Source organism: Paraburkholderia steynii (genome assembly GCF_900100565.1).
GTDB classification, from domain to species: domain Bacteria; phylum Pseudomonadota; class Gammaproteobacteria; order Burkholderiales; family Burkholderiaceae; genus Paraburkholderia; species Paraburkholderia terrae.
The window spans coordinates 443,182-457,158 of sequence record NZ_FNDI01000004.1 but is presented as its reverse complement, the minus strand read 5'-3'; the positions used below and the strand labels follow the sequence as shown (position 1 = coordinate 457,158).

Here is a 13,977-nt window from a genome sequence, read left to right as displayed (position 1 = left end):
TTGCCGACGCACGGAAGCGCCGCCATGACACGCATCAAAACAGACTCGCTCAATGCATCTTGGCAGCCGTGAGCGCCTGCAATGCACGCACGCGTCCGAGCGCTTCCGTATTGCTCACCGCCTTCTCGTACATTGCCGCGAGATCGGCCTTCAATGCGGTGCGCGAGCCGCCGTCGAGATACACCATATGCCCCGACGGATAGAAGCGCGCGGACAGGTTGTCCCGCACCTGCTGGCTCAGGAGCGGCATCTGCTGCAGATCGAGCACCGTCTGATAGAACGGCGTGACGAAGTCATAGAACCCGTTCGCCGACAGCACCTTCAGATCGACGTTGAGCGCCATCACGGCGGCGAGGTCGCCCGCCGTGTAGAGAATGATGTTGCCCTTGCTGTCGAGGCCCTTCTGCTCGCCCGTTGGATCGATATGGCCGAAGTCCCAGAACTTGAACGCCTGATCGTTCAGATCCGTGAACGCCGAGTTCGACGTGAACTTCAACTGCTCGTTCAGATAGACGTTCCACATCGTCGTGTAGACGCCCGTGACGGCCGTCATGGTCGGATCGTTGCCGCCCGAGTTCGGATCGATCTTGCCCGCGATGCCCGTTTCGATCGCCGTGACGCGGCCGTCATACGCGCCGAGCGCAAGCCCTTTCGACTTGAGCAGCGTGGTCAGGAACAGCGAATTTCCCCGGCTGTCGTACCCGGCTATGTCGAGGCTCCACGCAAGCAGCGTGGCCTTATCGATGCCCGTGTACTCGCTAAGCTTTTCGACGACGGCGCTATCCGTAGTCGGAAACTTGCGCAGCGCGTTCAGGTAGTCGGTGCGTGCGAACTGCGCGACCTCTTCGACGAACTGGCCGAGATCCGTGGGCCGGGGCGCGACGCCGAGCTTCTTGTGATACCACGCGTCCGCCGCGGCTGTGGGCAGCGCGCCGATGGGATTGCCCGCCTGCGTGTAGTCGAGGATCGACGATTGCAGCGTGATGCCGTTCAGATCGACGCCGTCTTCATGCAGCTTGTAGGCGAGCACGCAGCTGCGCGCCGTGCCATACGATTCGCCGAACAGAAACTTCGGCGAATTCCAGCGGTTGTTCTTCGTCAGATAGCGCTTGATGAACTGCTTGATCGAATCCGCGTCTTGATCGACGCCCCAGAAGTCGCGGTTCTTGCGCGGCGCGACGGCGGCCGAATAGCCGGTGCCGACCGGGTTGATGAAAATCAGGTCGCTCTTGTCGAGCAGGCTGTCCGGGTTGTCTTCCATTTGATACGGCGCGGGCGGCGTGAAGCTCGGCATCGATGTCTTGATGCGGCGCGGCGCGAACGACCCGAGCAGCACGAACACCGAGGACGAGCCCGGTCCGCCGTTATAGAAAAACGTGAGCGGCCGGCTCTCTTCCTTCTGGTTGTCCTGCGTGAACGCGACATAGAACATTTTCGCGCTCGGCAACGAGCTGGATGGATCGACCGTCACCAGATGGCCGGCTGTTGCCGTGTAGTTGATCTTCTTGCCGCCGATCGTGATCGAATGCTTCGTGATCGCGGCGCTCTCGCTGGTGTCGGTGACCGAGTCATCGGGCCCGTTGCCGTATGCGACGGGATCGAAGAACGGGTGGTCGCCGGCCTTGTGGGACGCGCTCGCAGCAGATGCCTCCTGCGTGGCGAGTGAGTTGTGAGGCGACTGCGAACTGCCGGAAGCTGATTCTGTATTCGTCATGATCGCTCCATTGAATGCCTGTATGTGTTACCCACTGTTGCGATGCATTCATCGCCGCCAAAAGCACGGCGCCCGAGCCGCGAGCGCCCGCTCTTCAGACTATAAAGCTGCCGCCACCTTCACACCATTGGGACTGCCCAATCCCGTGCAGGCATCCCATCCAGTCGTCGCGGCATAACTGCCGTTGTTGCCCTGCGTGATGTCGTTGCAGGCGCCCGCCGCCTTGTACAGCTTCGGATTGACGAAGCCGACGGGCGTGCCCTTCGCACCGTTGATACGCGCGATCAGCGCGGCCCACAACGGCGCGACGGCACTGGTGCCGCCAATCACCGTGTTGTTGCCGTCGACGATCACGTCGTAGCCGGTGAGCGGCGACGCGTCGCCCGCCACGTCCGGCACGCCGCGCCCCGTCAGCGCTTGCTTGCCTTGCGCGCCCGATACGGACAGCCCTTCCTGCCACGCCGGCACGGGGAACGTGCCGCTCACGCCGCCGCCCGACGCGCCGCCGTTCGCGCCGTCGTTCCACACCACTTCGTGCGAAACGGTTTGCCCCGAGCCTTGCAGGCTGGTGCCGCCGCACGCGAGCACGTACGGGCTCGACGCGGGGAAATCGACATGGTCGCTGCCGTCGCCCACGCCGTCGCCGGAGCCGCTGTCGCCCGATGCCGCGCAGACGGTCACGCCGATCGCCGCGGCCGATTGCAGCACATCGTTGAATGCGTTCATCGACTGCGCGGTCCACACGCTTTCCGGCGCGCCCCAGCTGATCGAAATCACCGACGGCTTGTTGGTCGTGTCATGCACCGCGCGGCTGACGGCGTCGATGAAGCCCGCGTCGCTGTTGGTCGTGAAGTACACGGCGATAGTCGCACCCGGCGCGATCGCGCCGGCGATCTCGACGTCGAGCGTCACTTCGCCGTCCGGTCCATTCGGGTCGCCCGTGGGATGGTTGCCGCCCTGGTCGACGCCGACGGCGACGACTTTCGGCGAGCCCACGCCGAGGCTCGAAAAATAGTTGTCGAGGTCGGCCGTGCGATAGCCGCCACCCAGTTCGATGATGCCGATGCACTGGCCGCTGCCGTCGCCCTGCGGAAAGCGGTATAGCGAAGCGAGTTGCAACGGCGTGAACGACGATGCCTGCTGCGCCTTCGCCGGCCGGAACGGCGGACGGATGCGGAAGTGCGGCCGCGCCTGCGGACGGTCATCGAGACCGAGCACGGCAGTGACGACGCCGTGCAGGTCGTCAGGTACGCTGATTGCGCCCGTGCGGCCCCGAAACTGGCCCATCGATTGATGCTCGTAGTGCTGCAGTTGAACGTCGAACGCCTTCTGGAACTGATCGATCTTGCCGCTCAGCACGACGGTGCGCGCCGACGCGTCTTCACGCACGACCGTCAGCCCGTGCAGCGTAGCGAAGGCTTTCAGTTTCGCAATGTCTTCCGACGATGCGCCGAAGCGCTGTTCGAGTTCTTCACGCGTGAGCGGCTTTGCATCCGCCGCGCCTGCTTCGATCTTTTTCATCATCTGGGCGAACTGCGGCTCGTCCTTGCGGCGCAGCACGACGACGACCTGAATCGTTTCCGACGGATCGCACTGCGCGATCACCTTCGAACCGGGCGCGAGCGTGCGCTCGCTGCCGGGCAATGGATGCTTCGACATGGTTGCGATTCTCCCTGTGTCGACGGGAGTGAGCGCCTGGCGCTGACTCCCGTCTCATCCAGCATGGTTGCGGCGAATGACTCGAAGCCACGCGTTTTGATACACGCTGCACCGACGGACACTCAGGCGCACCGTCATGCCACGCGGCAACGACATCCGTCCGACCAATCCATTCGAACACAGTTCCAGCGCTTGCGACACCTGGCCGATCGGCTAGCTTCCGGCATGGGTCAAATCGGGGTTACGTTGCTCCAGCAGCTTTTACGCTGTTGCGTTACGCTATGCGACCGCGTGCCAGAGAGTGCGCGACTCCAGCAATTCAAGGACCCTCCATGACCATTTCGATGTTTCAGGCATCCATCCCCGTGCTGATTCGCGGCCTCACGAACCTGCAGGCCATTCTCGGCAAGGGACAGGCGCACGCGGCAGAAAAACAGATCGACCCGTCGGTGCTTACGGGCGCCCGTCTCTTTCCGGACATGCATCCGCTGGCCCGTCAGGTACACATCGCAACGGATACCGCAAAGGGTTGCGCAGCGCGGCTGGCTGGCGTCGAAGCGCCGAAGTTCGACGACGTGGAGTTCACGTTCGACGAGCTGCACGCGCGCATCCAGAAAACGATCGATTATCTGAAGGAGTTCAACGCGGCGCAGATCGACGGCTCGGAGACGCGCGCCGTGACGCTGAAGATGCGCAGCGGCCCGGTCGAGTTCACAGGCCAGTCTTATCTGCTCGGCTTCGCGATGCCGAACTTCTACTTCCACATCACGACGACGTACGACATCCTGCGTCATAACGGCGTCGAACTCGGCAAGCTCGATTTCCTCGGCAAGCCGAACAGCTAACGCTGAAGGGAAATATTGACGAGCGATGCGCGAACCGGTTCTAGCCGGGTTCGCGCATCGCGGCTCAAACGCGTAACAGCGCGTGGCATCACGCGACGTGAAGGGAAATCAGACGCGCGGCTGGAACGCGATGATGCCCATGCCCGCCAGCGTCAGCGCGACGCCCGCGAGATCCCATGCGCTCGGACGCACATGGTCAACGCACCATAGCCAGAGAATCGCCACCGCTACATAGACGCCGCCATATGCGGCATAGACGCGGCCCGCCGCCGCGCCATGAAAGGTCAGAAGCCACGCAAACAGCGCGAGGCTCAATGCGCCCGGCAACAACAGCCACGCGGGGCCGCCGTCCTTGAGCCAGCGCCAGGGCAGATAGCAGCCGACGATCTCGGCGATCGCGGTCACAACGTACAGCAACAGGGTCTTCATCGGCAGGATTGAGGTGATCGGTCAACACGGCTTCAAGGCTTTGGCCGTGCAGTCTATCGCCTTTATTAACACAATCACTTTGCCTGCCGGCGGCGCACCATGCGACATTGACCTTTCATCCTCCATTCAAACGATCACGTGTACGCCAGCATGAGTGTCAAATCGCCCTGTATCGACATCTGCAAGTTCGACAGCAAGACCGGTTATTGCATTGGCTGCCTGCGCACGAAGGAGGAATGCAAAGGCTGGAAGAAGATGAAGGACAAGCATCGCCGCAAGGTCATTGACCAGAAGCCGGAACGCGCGGCGATGATCCGCAAATAAACACGCGCAACGCAGGCGCGCTTCACAGACACATCAATCGAGCGACAGGCGCAGCGCGAAACCGATCAGCGCGGCGGAGAACGTCCAGCGCTGCACAGACTGCGCGAGCGGATGCGCGCGCACCCAGCCGGCAATCCGCGCGGCGCCGATTGCATAGACCGCGTCGAAACACGCGCCGAGCGCGACCAGCACGACACCCAGTTCGACCATCTGCCACGCGACGGGCCCCGCTTCCGGACGCACGAACTGCGGCAACAGCACCGAACAGAACAGCAGCGCCTTCGGGTTCAGCAGATTCGTGAACAGCCCTTTGACGAACGCCGTCCGCAACGCGCCGTCCTCGTCTGGCTGCATGCCGCTCGACGGCAGCGCGAACATGGGCGAGCGGAAAATCTGCACGGCAACCCACGCCAGATAGATCGCGCCGCCGTAGCGCACCACTTCGTAGAGCCACGGCGCGTTGCGCAGCAGCGCGGCGACGCCGCAAGCGGACAGCGTGACATGCGTCGCGCGCGAAAGGCCAAGACCGACGGCGGCGGCAAAACCATTGCGCGCGCCGCGTCCGATGCTCGTCTGCAGCACGAGCGCCATGTCCGGTCCGGGCAGCGCAAACACCACGACCAGGGCCGTGACATACATGATCAGAAGATGAGCGGAAATCATGGTGAACCTCACGTATCGAGGCATTCATGATGCATTCAAGCGAGTAGCGAATATTGGCGATTTTCTACCACTCAGCATCATGAATTAGCGGATTGCCCTAAAATAGCTCCATTCATAAAAGGTTTCCGCCAGGCATGATCGAACTCGACAAAACAGACCGCGCCATCCTCGCCGCGTTGCAATCGGACGGCCGGATGTCCAACGCGAAACTCGCCGACACGGTCGGCCTGAGCGAGACGCCCTGCGCGCGACGGCTCAAGCGGCTCGAAAACGACGGGTATATCGAGCGGTATCGCGCGATGCTGTCGCGCTCGGCGCTCGGATATGGCGTCGTTGCGTTCGTGTACGTGCGCTTTGCCGTGCATGACCGCGCCACCGCGACGCGCTTCGAGCGCGAGGTACTGGCGATTCCCCGCATCCTGTCGTGCCACAACGTATCGGGCAGCGCCGATTACGTGCTGCAAGTCGTGGCGCGCGATCTCGACGACTACGGCACGTTCATGCGCGACGAAATGCGCAGCTTGCCGGGTGTGACGTCGGTGGAATCGTCGCTGTCGCTGCGCGAGGTGAAGGCGAACGGCGGTTTGCCCTTGAGCTGAACCCTACGACGCAGAGCGCGAAATGCGCGGCGAGTCGTGGCATAGTGAGCGCCTCGCCGTCACGGCACGATGAATCACGGAGCATTGGTATGGACCACGCAGCGGCGCGAGCCGAAGAAACCCGCGCCATGGAGCGCGTTCTGAACGCAACGAAACAGGTGCAGACGGCATTCGCCGCGCTGCAGTCGCAATTCCCGCCGGACGGCAGCGGCCGTCCATCGCAGATCGCGTTGCAGACTTTCGACGCCGCGCTGCAGGAACTCGAAGACGCCCAATCCGAATTCGACACGATCCTTAACGATCTGCTTGACGGCAACCGTTGAGCCGACTACGCGCCGGGCGGCTGATGACGTCCGGCGTAACGCGCGGCGGGGGCATGTCCGGATGCCTCTGTCGCGCGCCGCGGAGAAGGCGGGAGTTAGCGGGGGCTGACAGTTAGTTGCGATTGCGCGGACCACTGTCATCACTATGGTGAATGGCGGATGATTCAATAAATAAACTTCGGAAATACATCCGTCGCCGCTAAGCTGGCTTCACCTCTTCAAGGCGAAGCATGTGATGGCGGAACTCTATCTGGTACGGCATGGCCAGGCGTCCCTGGGCGCCGACGACTACGACCGACTTTCAGACGTAGGCGAGCAGCAAGGCATCTGGCTCGGCGAATACTTCGCGCAGCGCGATATCGCGTTTGACCGCGTGATGACAGGCACACTCCGCCGCCACGCGCAGACCCTCGATGCGATCCGGCGCGGCCTCGGTGTGCCGCGCATCGATTGCGAGATCCATCCCGGTCTCGACGAATACGACTTCCACGCACTGTTTCGCGCGCTTGGCGACGAGCACAGCGCGCTGGCCGAACGCGCCACGCGCAGTCCGCGCGATTTCTTCAAGGCTTTGCGCGAAGTCCTGCAACTTTGGACGGAAGGCGCGCTCGACGGCCGCGCGCCCGAAACCTGGGTCGCGTTCCAGCAACGCGTCGCCGAAGCGCGCGGCGCGATCCAGCAAGGCAGCGGCCAGCGCGTGCTGGTCGTGAGTTCCGGCGGCGTGATCGCCGCGCTGACGCAGCAGGTCTTGCAGGCGCCCGCCGCCACGGCCATCGCGCTCAACATGCAGATACGCAACAGCAGCGTCAGTCATTACTTCTTCAATCGCGACACGCTGCATCTGTCGAGCTTCAACGGCATCGGCCATCTCGACGATCCGCAGCGCCGCGCCTTTCAGACCTATGGCTAATCCAGGGCTTAACGCATCGAACGATATGACTTGCGATCACCACGACACCACGCTCGACCTCGAACGCCTTGCACGATATCTGGAGCAACACGTCAAGGGCTTCCGCGGCCCGTTGCACGCGACGAAGTTCGCAGGCGGCCAGTCCAATCCGACTTATCTGCTCGACGCGCAGAGTGGCCGCTACGTGCTGCGCCGCCAGCCGCCCGGACAGTTGCTGAAATCGGCGCATGCCGTCGACCGCGAATTCCGCGTGCTGAGCGCGCTCGCCGATACGCCCGTGCCTGTCGCACGCGCCTGGCATCTGTGCGAGGACCGCGATGTAATCGGCAGCATGTTCTACGTGATGAGCTACGAGGAAGGCCGCATCTTCTGGAACCCGGCGCTGCCCGAAGTGGAACGCGACGCGCGACGCGACTATTACGCGTCGATCGTGAAGACGCTCGCAGCGTTGCATGACGTCGATCCGCAAGCAGTGGGACTCGCCGACTATGGACGCGCCGGGAATTACTTCGAGCGTCAGATTGGCGTCTGGACGAAACAGTACCGCGCCGCCGAAACGCAACGCATCGACGCGATGGAAGCGCTGATCGACTGGCTGCCCGCGCACTGCCCTGCCGATGCGCTGCGCGCATCGCTCGTGCATGGCGACTTTCGCATCGACAACCTGATCTTCGCGAGCGACGCGCCACAAGTACGCGCGATTCTCGACTGGGAACTGTCGACGCTCGGCAATCCGCTCGCCGATCTTGCGTACTTTTGCATGTGCTTGCGGCTGCCCGCGCACGGACATATCACGGGATTGCGCGGACAGGATCGTGCCGTCCTGGGCGTGCCCGACGAAGAAGAAATCGTCGCCCAGTATTGCGCGCTGCGCGGGCTGCCCGCGATCGACAACTGGCCGTTCTACCTTGCGTTCAGCTTCTTCCGGCTTGCGTCGATTGCGCAGGGCGTGAAGGCACGCGCGCTGCAGGGCAATGCATCGAGTGCGCAGGCGCATCAGGTCGGCGCGATGGTCGAGCCGCTCGCGCAACTGGCGGCCGAGCTGATCGCGTAGCCTCGAACACAATCATTGACGAGAACATGAAGGAGACAACATTGAGCACAAATCTTTTCGACCTGACGGACCGCATTGCACTCGTGACGGGCGCGAGCCGTGGCATTGGCGAGGCGATCGCGAAATTGCTCGCGCAACAGGGCGCGCATGTGATTGTGTCGAGCCGCAAGCTCGAAGAATGTGAGCATGTCGCGGCGGATATCCGCGCGGCGGGCGGAAGTGCCGAAGCGTTTGCGTGTCACGTCGGGCGTATGGAGGACATCGCGGCGACGTTCGCGCATATTCGCGAGAAGCATGGACGGCTGGATATTCTCGTGAATAACGCTGCCGCGAATCCTTACTTTGGGCATATTCTCGATACGGATCTTGCTGCGTATAACAAGACTGTCGAGGTGAATGTGCGTGGGTATTTTTTCATGTCGGTGGAAGCGGGCAAGCTGATGAAAGAGCGAGGACGTGGCGCGATTGTCAATACGGCGTCTGTCAACGCGCTGCATCCTGGTGATATGCAAGGGATTTATTCGATCACCAAGGCGGCTGTCGTCAACATGACTAAGGCGTTTGCCAAGGAATGCGGGCCGTTGGGGATTCGTGTTAATGCACTGTTGCCTGGGCTTACCAGGACGAAGTTTGCTGGCGCGCTGTTCGAGAACAAGGATATCTATGACCAGTGGGTCAACAGTATTCCGCTGCGCCGGCATGGGGAGCCTTCTGAAATGGCAGGGACGGTGTTGTATCTCGTTTCTGATGCAGCTAGCTATACGAACGGGGAATGTATTGTTGTTGATGGAGGACTGACCGTCTAGGGTTTTTTTGCCCTGCGGGCGCGTTGGGTCGTGGCGCGGCGTATTTGCTTTGCGTTGGGCGTTGCGTTGGCCTTTGCGTTGGCATCCGCGATTCGTTAGCTTGCTTCAAGCGTCGCCCCTGTGCGGGGCGGCACCTACTTTTCTTTGCCGCCGCAAAGAAAAGTAGGCAAAAGAAAGCGGCTCACACCGCCAACTCTAGTTTTTGCCTGAGGGCCCCCAAAGGTTCTTACGCTTCACACGGCAGCCTTTCTGTTCGCGTTCGTTGCCAACGCTACGAATGAGCGCCTCACCCGCTTCGAATACGTGTAGTCGGGCAAGCGGCAGCGAATGGTATGTGCCGCCCAGGTGGCAAACTGTGTGTAGGTTGTCGCGGCGTATAGCCTGGCGCTCTTACATGGTGGAACGCATGCGTTACCGGTCCGAAGTGAGGCGTGTGTGGCTCTACGGCCTACACACAGTTTGCCACCTGGGCGGCCGTGGACTATCTGGCACGGCGCGCTGTAGTGCGGGAGCGTGAAGCGGGTGAGGCGCACTGCAAGAGCGCTGGCAACGAACTTGAATCGAGAAGTTGCCGCCTGAAGTAAGGGACCGGTTGGGGGCCCTCAGGCAAACACAAGAATTAGCGGTGTTAGCCGCTTTCTTTTGCCTACTTTTCTTTGCGGCGGCAAAGAAAAGTAGGTGCCGCCCCGCACAGGGGCGACGCGTGAAGCAAGCTAACGAATCGCGGATGCCAGCGCAAAGGCAAACACCCAACACCCAACACCAGCACTCGCGCACCAAGTACCAAGTACCAAGTACCAAGTACCAAGTACCAAGCACCAAACATAGGAAACACATCATGAACTTCGGCTACAGCCAAAAAGTAGAAACCCTCCGCACCCGCGTAAGCGCCTTCATGAACGAGCACATCGTGCCCCGCCACGCCCAGTGGCTTGACGAAGTGCATGCGGGCCACTTCCCCGCCTCCTTCATGGAGGAGCTAAAAGCAAAAGCCAAATCGGAAGGCTTGTGGAACCTGTTCCTGCCACACCTGAAGACCGACGAACCCGGCACAGCCCTGACGAATCTCGAATACGCGCCGCTCGCCGAGATCATGGGCCGCATCTCCTGGGCGCCCGAAGTCTTCAACTGCAACGCCCCCGACACGGGCAACATGGAACTGCTCCACATGTTCGCGACACCCGCGCAACGGGAGCAATGGCTCACACCACTACTAGAAGGCACAATCCGCTCAGCCTTCGCGATGACAGAACCCGACGTCCCGTCGTCAGACGCAACCAACATCACGACATCGATCCGCCGCGACGGCGACGACTACGTGATCAACGGCCGCAAATGGTTCATCACGAACGCCGCGCATCCGAACTGCAAGATCTTCATCGTGATGGGAAAAACAAACCCGGACGCGGAAACGCACCAGCAACAAAGCATGATTCTCGTGCCCGCAGAAACGCCCGGCGTGAAAGTCATCCGCAACATTCCCGTGATGAACCACATCTCACCGGAAGGCCATTGTGAAATGACGTTCACGAACGTGCGCGTCCCCGCAACGAATCTGCTCGGCGAAGAAGGCAGCGGTTTCGCGCTCGCCCAGGCGCGGCTCGGACCGGGACGCATCCATCACTGCATGCGCTCGATCGGCGCGGCGGAACTCGCGCTCGAACTGATGCTCGAGCGGTCGCAGGAACGCAAGACCTTCGGCAAGTATCTGCATCAGCACGGCACGATCGGCGAATGGATCGCGAAGTCGCGCATCGAAATCGATCAGGCAAGGCTGCTCGTGCTGAAGACCGCGTGGCTCATCGACGAAGTGGGCGCCAAAGCGGCGCGCAAGGAAATCTCGATGATCAAGGCGGTCGTTCCGCAACTGCACACCACCGTCTGCGATCGCGCGATGCAGGTGTTCGGCGCGATGGGCCTGAGCCCCGATACGCCGCTCGCCGATCACTGGACATGGGGCCGCGCGCTGCGTTACGCGGACGGTCCCGATGAAGTCCACCTGCAGGCGATCGCGCGCATGGAACTCGCACAAAGCAAGGAGTCGCTGGGAGCCGCCGCCGCGTATCTGACCATGCCGCCGCGCGACTGAATGCGCACACGGACGCAACGCATCGATGCCCTCGCTTATCATCTCGCACGAAAGGAGACACTTCCGCGATGCGTCCACCCAAACTCGATCTGAACCTCTTCGTCGTATTCGAAGCGATCTACGACAAACGCAACCTGACGCGCGCGGCCGACATGCTGTTCATCACCCAGCCCGCCGTCAGCAACGCGCTCGCGCGCATGCGCAAGGCGTTCAACGATCCCCTCTTCGTCAGCACGCCGTCGGGCATGGTGCCGACACCCCTGTCCGAGAACATCATCGGCCGCGTGCGCGAAGCGCTGCAACTGCTGGAAACGAGCGCGACGGAAGGCGACGTGTTCGTGCCCGCCGCGTCGGAGCGCACGTTCCGTCTCAGCATGCCCGACCTGACCGAGGCGATTCTCCTGCCCGCGCTCGGCGAAGTGCTGCAGCAACAGGCGCCAGGCATGCGCATCGAAAGCTATTTCACGCCGCGCAGCGAAGTGGCCGCCGCACTCGCGACGGGCAAGATCGACTTCGCAATCGACGTGCCCCTCATCGACGATCCGCAACTGCATCAGATGCCGCTCGGCAGCGACCGCTACGCGTGCATGCTGCGCCACGATCATCCGTTCGCGGGCGACACGCTGACCATGGACGACTATCTCGCGCTCGGCCACGTTCAGGTATCGAGCCGTCGACAGGGCAGCGGTCTCGTCGACGCCGAATTGCACAAGCTCGGCAAGCGCCGCCAGCTGCAGATGCGCGTGCAGCACTACATGGTCGCGCCGCTCATCGCGTTGCGCACCGATCTCGCGCTCACTGCGCCCGTGCAGTTGCTGCAACGCTACGACGCGCGCATTCTCGCGTTGCCGTTTGCGCTCGCGAAGCTCGAGTGGCATCTGTACTGGCATCGCAGCGGCGAGCAGGACCAGGCGAACCGCTGGGTGCGCGGCGAAGTGATCCGGCTGATGAAGGAAATGGCCGAGGCGGGCGGCGAGTAGAACGTTGCCGCACATCAGTGACGGCGGCAGCAACATCTGGTAAGGAAAGGCCTCTTTTCACGGCTGTTCCGCGTTTTGGAAACAGCCGCTTGCGGCGATCATCGCTTGAATCCGCAGGCGCGCGTGCGCCTTGCGGAACGACCTGAGCGAATCATCGACGTAGAGAAAGACGTGAATACCTTGTTCGCACGAACGGTGCTGTTATCGGTGGCGATGTTGCTTACCGTGCATGTCGGTTATCGGCTGATCGAGTCGGTTTCTTTAGCCACCGACGGCTTTCCTTCCGGCACGCCGCAAGCGGGCGCGTCGTACGCCGCGCGCGAAGACACGTTCCTCGATACGGGCGACGCGGCGGGCATCGGCCCCGCCCTGTCGATCCGCCCGCGTATCGTCGATCTCGGCGCACCCGTCGCGCCCAGCCTGCGCGCCGCCGTGTGGTCCGGCGCGCCGATGTCCATGCAGCTGTCTGCCTCAATAAATGCGCTCGCGCTGGCCGACACCGCATCACCCGATAGCTGGGACGACGCGCCCTTCTCCTACGCATACGACCCGCGCTTCGCGCCGTTGATCCTGTCGCTGCCTGCCGCGTTGATCGCCCTGTGCGCCTACTGGTTCTGCCAGATGCGGCGCAACCTGTGCGAGCTCGCGCAGATGGCGCGCAACGCCGACGCAGGCGGCACCGCGCTGCGCGCGCCTGATCGCGGCGTCTGTGACGTGCGCGCGCTCGCGCGCGCGTTGAACGACCTGATGGGCCGCCACAGCCGGGCGCTCGACGAACAGTCGACGGCGCTCGCCGCGTTCTCCCGGCAGATCGATGCGCGCGTCGCCCGCTTGCGCACGCGTGCGCTGAACGTCGCGCAATGGCACCGGCGCGTGGGGTTCATCGAAGACATCGATCTGTTCTCGAGCGTCGCGCGTCAGTTCGTCGACGTCGTGGGACGCAGCGAAACGCAGGCTGCGCAGGTGTGCGTCGATGCGTGGCTGCACGACCGCTTCGTGCATGGCGCCACGCTCGACGACGCGAAGATCGTGCTGCGCCTGAATGCAGGCGCGGACTTCAAGCTGCCGCGCAACGCGCTGGAGCGGCTCGTCGGCAATCTGGTCGGCAATGCGCTCGCGCACGGCGCGCCGCCCATCGAAATCTGCACGGCGCGCGGCGTGCGCACGTGGATGCTGAGCGTGCGCGATCACGGCAAGGGCATCAGCGAAAGCGACCTGGCCGCGGCGACGCAACCGTTCGTGCGTCTCGCGACGAACGAGACAGGCGGCGAACCACTCATGGCGCACGGCGAGCATTGGGGACTCGGGCTCGCGATCGTCAGCCGGCTCGCGCAGCATTGTGGCGCGAAACTCAAGCTCGGCAATCATCCCGAAGGCGGGCTGTGGGCGCGCGTGATCGTCGCGATGCCCAAGGCCCGCCTGAATTGACGCTCGCGGGTTCCATGGCGGCGCTAACGGGTTCCATGGCGGATATGACCCGGTTGAAAGCAGAGGAAATAAGGCTCTCTTAAGCAGACGCCCCCTAGTCTGTGGCCTTTGTGCCGCGCTGCAGCGAAATACGACGCTCGACGCGACGCACCTT

14 protein-coding genes are annotated in these 13,977 nt (G+C 62.6%); 10 read left to right on the top strand and 4 right to left on the bottom strand.

What is annotated here, in order from left to right; all coding sequences use genetic code 11:
* Positions 1-49: 49 nt before the first annotated feature.
* Both BLT65_RS10885 and BLT65_RS10880 read right to left on the bottom strand, forming a co-directional pair.
* Positions 50-1,714, bottom strand: coding sequence for a S10 family peptidase (locus BLT65_RS10885; RefSeq protein WP_091777631.1), 1,665 nt, complete (start codon positions 1,712-1,714; stop codon positions 50-52).
* 99 nt (positions 1,715-1,813) lie between these two features.
* Positions 1,814-3,373 (bottom strand): S53 family peptidase, encoded by a 1,560-nt coding sequence (locus BLT65_RS10880; protein ID WP_091777629.1) that lies wholly within the window; start codon positions 3,371-3,373, stop codon positions 1,814-1,816.
* 332 nt (positions 3,374-3,705) lie between these two features.
* On the opposite strand from BLT65_RS10880, the gene BLT65_RS10875 reads away from it, so the two are divergent.
* Positions 3,706-4,218: a DUF1993 domain-containing protein gene (locus BLT65_RS10875; protein WP_091777627.1), complete on the top strand. Its 513-nt coding sequence runs from the start codon at positions 3,706-3,708 to the stop codon at positions 4,216-4,218.
* Positions 4,219-4,326: 108 nt separating this feature from the next.
* On the opposite strand, the gene BLT65_RS10870 is transcribed toward BLT65_RS10875, so the two are convergent.
* Positions 4,327-4,647 (bottom strand): YnfA family protein, encoded by a 321-nt coding sequence (locus BLT65_RS10870; RefSeq protein ID WP_007587341.1) that lies wholly within the window; start codon positions 4,645-4,647, stop codon positions 4,327-4,329.
* Between the two features lie 150 nt (positions 4,648-4,797).
* Between BLT65_RS10870 and BLT65_RS10865 the strand changes: the two genes are divergently transcribed.
* Positions 4,798-4,971 carry a DUF1289 domain-containing protein gene (locus BLT65_RS10865; RefSeq protein ID WP_036001247.1) on the top strand — a complete coding sequence of 58 codons (174 nt, stop codon included), beginning with the start codon at positions 4,798-4,800 and terminating at the stop codon, positions 4,969-4,971.
* Between the two features lie 33 nt (positions 4,972-5,004).
* On the opposite strand, the gene BLT65_RS10860 is transcribed toward BLT65_RS10865, so the two are convergent.
* On the bottom strand, positions 5,005-5,634 hold the full coding sequence (locus tag BLT65_RS10860) for a LysE family translocator (RefSeq protein WP_091777625.1): 630 nt from the start codon (positions 5,632-5,634) through the stop codon (positions 5,005-5,007).
* 134 nt (positions 5,635-5,768) lie between these two features.
* Between BLT65_RS10860 and BLT65_RS10855 the strand changes: the two genes are divergently transcribed.
* The 8 genes from BLT65_RS10855 to BLT65_RS10820 all read left to right on the top strand — a co-directional run bounded on the left by BLT65_RS10855 (position 5,769) and on the right by BLT65_RS10820 (position 13,823).
* The gene (locus BLT65_RS10855; RefSeq protein WP_042315919.1) at positions 5,769-6,233 is read left to right on the top strand and encodes an Lrp/AsnC family transcriptional regulator; all 465 of its coding nucleotides are present in this window, start codon (positions 5,769-5,771) and stop codon (positions 6,231-6,233) included.
* An 89-nt stretch (positions 6,234-6,322) separates the two neighbouring features.
* Positions 6,323-6,556, top strand: a complete 234-nt coding sequence (locus BLT65_RS10850) for a hypothetical protein (protein WP_007587337.1) — start codon at positions 6,323-6,325, stop codon at positions 6,554-6,556.
* A 235-nt stretch (positions 6,557-6,791) separates the two neighbouring features.
* Positions 6,792-7,466, top strand: a complete 675-nt coding sequence (locus BLT65_RS10845) for a histidine phosphatase family protein (protein WP_091777623.1) — start codon at positions 6,792-6,794, stop codon at positions 7,464-7,466.
* A gap of 25 nt (positions 7,467-7,491) precedes the next feature.
* Entirely contained in the window at positions 7,492-8,520 is a 1,029-nt protein-coding gene (locus tag BLT65_RS10840; protein WP_091777621.1) for a phosphotransferase, read from the top strand.
* Positions 8,521-8,561: 41 nt separating this feature from the next.
* Positions 8,562-9,326, top strand: coding sequence for an SDR family oxidoreductase (locus BLT65_RS10835; RefSeq protein WP_091777692.1), 765 nt, complete (start codon positions 8,562-8,564; stop codon positions 9,324-9,326).
* 838 nt (positions 9,327-10,164) lie between these two features.
* A complete protein-coding gene (locus BLT65_RS10830; RefSeq protein WP_091777619.1) occupies positions 10,165-11,415 on the top strand; it encodes an acyl-CoA dehydrogenase family protein in 1,251 nt (416 codons plus the stop codon).
* Between the two features lie 68 nt (positions 11,416-11,483).
* Positions 11,484-12,395 (top strand): LysR family transcriptional regulator, encoded by a 912-nt coding sequence (locus BLT65_RS10825; RefSeq protein ID WP_091777617.1) that lies wholly within the window; start codon positions 11,484-11,486, stop codon positions 12,393-12,395.
* A 171-nt stretch (positions 12,396-12,566) separates the two neighbouring features.
* On the top strand, positions 12,567-13,823 hold the full coding sequence (locus BLT65_RS10820) for an ATP-binding protein (protein WP_244186478.1): 1,257 nt from the start codon (positions 12,567-12,569) through the stop codon (positions 13,821-13,823).
* Positions 13,824-13,977 lie beyond the last annotated feature (154 nt).

Excerpts from the sequence above, each read along its gene's own strand:
- BLT65_RS10885 (WP_091777631.1), bottom strand. The coding sequence starts at position 1,714 with ATGACGAATACAGAATCAGCTTCCGGCAGTTCGCAGTCGCCTCACAAC.
- BLT65_RS10880 (WP_091777629.1), bottom strand. The coding sequence starts at position 3,373 with ATGTCGAAGCATCCATTGCCCGGCAGCGAGCGCACGCTCGCGCCCGGT.
- BLT65_RS10875 (WP_091777627.1), top strand. The coding sequence starts at position 3,706 with ATGACCATTTCGATGTTTCAGGCATCCATCCCCGTGCTGATTCGCGGC.
- BLT65_RS10870 (WP_007587341.1), bottom strand. The coding sequence starts at position 4,647 with ATGAAGACCCTGTTGCTGTACGTTGTGACCGCGATCGCCGAGATCGTC.
- BLT65_RS10865 (WP_036001247.1), top strand. The coding sequence starts at position 4,798 with ATGAGTGTCAAATCGCCCTGTATCGACATCTGCAAGTTCGACAGCAAG.
- BLT65_RS10860 (WP_091777625.1), bottom strand. The coding sequence starts at position 5,634 with ATGATTTCCGCTCATCTTCTGATCATGTATGTCACGGCCCTGGTCGTG.
- BLT65_RS10855 (WP_042315919.1), top strand. The coding sequence starts at position 5,769 with ATGATCGAACTCGACAAAACAGACCGCGCCATCCTCGCCGCGTTGCAA.
- BLT65_RS10850 (WP_007587337.1), top strand. The coding sequence starts at position 6,323 with ATGGACCACGCAGCGGCGCGAGCCGAAGAAACCCGCGCCATGGAGCGC.
- BLT65_RS10845 (WP_091777623.1), top strand. The coding sequence starts at position 6,792 with ATGGCGGAACTCTATCTGGTACGGCATGGCCAGGCGTCCCTGGGCGCC.
- BLT65_RS10840 (WP_091777621.1), top strand. The coding sequence starts at position 7,492 with ATGACTTGCGATCACCACGACACCACGCTCGACCTCGAACGCCTTGCA.
- BLT65_RS10830 (WP_091777619.1), top strand. The coding sequence starts at position 10,165 with ATGAACTTCGGCTACAGCCAAAAAGTAGAAACCCTCCGCACCCGCGTA.
- BLT65_RS10825 (WP_091777617.1), top strand. The coding sequence starts at position 11,484 with ATGCGTCCACCCAAACTCGATCTGAACCTCTTCGTCGTATTCGAAGCG.